The 2,667-nt window shown below is 39.8% G+C and carries 1 protein-coding gene; it reads left to right on the top strand.

Annotated elements, in window-relative coordinates; all coding sequences use genetic code 11:
- Positions 1 to 2,486: beta strand repeat-containing protein (locus F3H01_RS05145; RefSeq protein WP_188116352.1), on the top strand; the 2,486-nt coding region annotated here is incomplete at its 5' end.
- Positions 2,487 to 2,667 lie beyond the last annotated feature (181 nt).

Raw genomic sequence — 2,667 nt, 5'->3', positions numbered from 1 at the left:
ACAATAACGAAACAGTAGCTGATATCTCAGCTTTACAACAAGCCATCTTAAAAGGAACAGATCTTAATGCTCTAGAAGAAACTGCTGCAGGTGGTCCACAAGCAGGTGGTAATGGTGGAGATGGCGTAAGCTTATCTTCTACTAGCTTTGCAGAAGGAGGCCACATTAGTAACATAAATGCTAATGTAGGAAGCATAGATGCTTTATCTCTAGCAGCAGGTGGAGATAATAGCTTTGGTGTAAGTGGAGGAAGTGCTGTTGGGGCTGGAGCTGGAGCAACAGGACCTGCTTTGCCAGCAGGAAGTATAAAAATTCCATTGTCGGCGTATAAGGGAGAAAGCACATCTTCTGCGCTCTTAGACTCATTTGCCTCTTCTATACCTAATGGATATCACGTATATAGACATACCGACGGTAGAGATTATCTAACTCCTAACGATCCTGCCGCTCCTAGTGCATTTGATTATAAAGAAGGCTGGTATGTAAGTAAAGACGGTAACCTTGCTATCGGTCAAGATGATGCTAAAGACCTAGCGGTAACTAGCGCGGCAAAAGCTTCAAACTATCCGGATGACGGATCGGTAGCTAAGATAGTAAATCCTAATCCAAGTTTAAAAGTGTTTGGATCAGATAATATAGATAATATAACCGTAGACGGCGCAAAAATAACGTCCGTACACGGAGGAGTCGGAAACGACAACGTCGACCTCAAAAACGGCGCCGAGATAATCGGTATTTCCGGCGGTTCGGGCGAAGACAAAATTTCGGTAGATAATTCTAAGGTAACTTCAGATATCTTAGGCGGCTCTGAAGACGATATTATAAAAGTAAGTAATAATTCCGAAGTTAAAAACATAGGCGGCAATGACGGGATAGATACCATAAACGTCGAAAACGCTACGGTAACAGGAAGCATTCGCGGCGGCGCAGGCGACGACGTGATAACCGCCAAAGGAAATTCTTCGATAAACAATATACTTGGAGAGGCTGGAAAAGATACTATAACTTTAGAGGACGGTGCCAAAGTCGTAGGGCAGATAAGAGGTGACACCAAAACTATGAACGATATATACCAAAAGCAGGTAAATCCGGCTTTAGATATAGTAGATAGCGGTGCCGATGCCGATACTATAACTTTAAGCGGTGCAGGAACCAGTGCGAAATATATATTCGGTGGAGACGGCGCTGATATCATCACCGTAAAAAATGGCGCAAAAGTAACAGAAGAAGTAAGGGGCGACGAAGGAGGCGATAAAATAACTGTATCTGGCGATCAAACCTACGTTAGCGGTATAAACGGTAGAGGCGGCGATGATACTATCCTAGTAGAAAATGGCGCAAACGTAGACGGTATAGTCGGAAGATGGGGTAATGATAGTATAACTGTAACCGGAAAGGGTACTACGGTAAAAGAATATATTCACGGCGACGACGGTAACGATACGATTAAAGTTTTGGACGGTGCCGTCGTTAAGGGTGATATTGAAGGTAATGCTGGTAACGATATTATAGAAATCGACGGAGGAGCTAATAAAGAAGGTTTTGTCGGTGGTAAAATTATTAGTGGAGATGGCGATGATATCGTTACGATAAGGAATACAAATCTAAACAAAGTCGACAATGACTACAATAAAAACGTCAAGGTCGATACTGGAACTGGCAACGATACTGTAAATTTATATAACGTTACTGTAAACGATACTAATATCTGGACGAAAGAGGGCAACGATACTATAAATGCTACTGATACTACATTTAAAACGACAAGCGCAACACAAGGAACTGGAATAGGAACCGGAAGCGGTAATGACGTTATAAATATAAATTCAGGGTCTAATTTCGAAAGCGGTACGCATATAAGTGCAGGCGAAGGTAATGATATTATAAATATAAATTCTGGAGCCAATTTAAACGGCGGTCACGTTTATGGTTATGCAGGAAACGATACTATAAATATAAATTCTGGAGCTACTTTAACAAACTCTTCAGTGCGAGGCAATGAGGGCAATGATACTATAAGTATAAGTGGCGGAGCTACTATAAATAATTCAGGTAACATAGCTATAAACGGAGATGGGGGCAATGATACTTTAGTTTTGAAAAACGGAGCTTCTGCTGGATTTAATAACTTAAATTTTGAAAACAAAGTATCTATAACTCATACAAACGGGGAGGTAAATATAACCGATATGGAAGGCGATAAAACCGTGGATCTATCCCAGTTATCTGCTATAACGGATAAAAACGTAAAATCGATAGATATGACGGGCGTAAACGGCGCAAAACTAAACATCACCGCACAAGACGTGCTAGACGTCAATAAAACTACCGGTGATACTCTTACCGTAAAAGGCGGTACCGACGATACCGTTCATAAGACGGATACGTCCTCATGGCAAAATAATAATGACGGAACGTATTCTACGACCGTAAATGGCGAAACGGTAAGTATTAAAATAGAAAATAACGTTACGCCGGATTTATAATATCTTGTTTAAAACCCGAGAAATTCTTGGGTTTTTTATTTAAATAATTTTATTTGTATTTTTTGATTTTTACCCTTTGGCGAGCCATAGAAATAAGCAAGAATATTAATTAATCTTTTTTAAGACATTCACTAAAAATATGTAAATTAAAAAATTATTGATGTTTTTAAATTTTTGATTA

Origin of the sequence: Campylobacter concisus (genome assembly GCF_902460875.1) — a bacterium.
GTDB lineage: Bacteria > Campylobacterota > Campylobacteria > Campylobacterales > Campylobacteraceae > Campylobacter_A > Campylobacter_A concisus_AA.
Note: the sequence above shows the minus strand (reverse complement) of the source record. Positions and strands in the feature narration are given on the sequence as shown.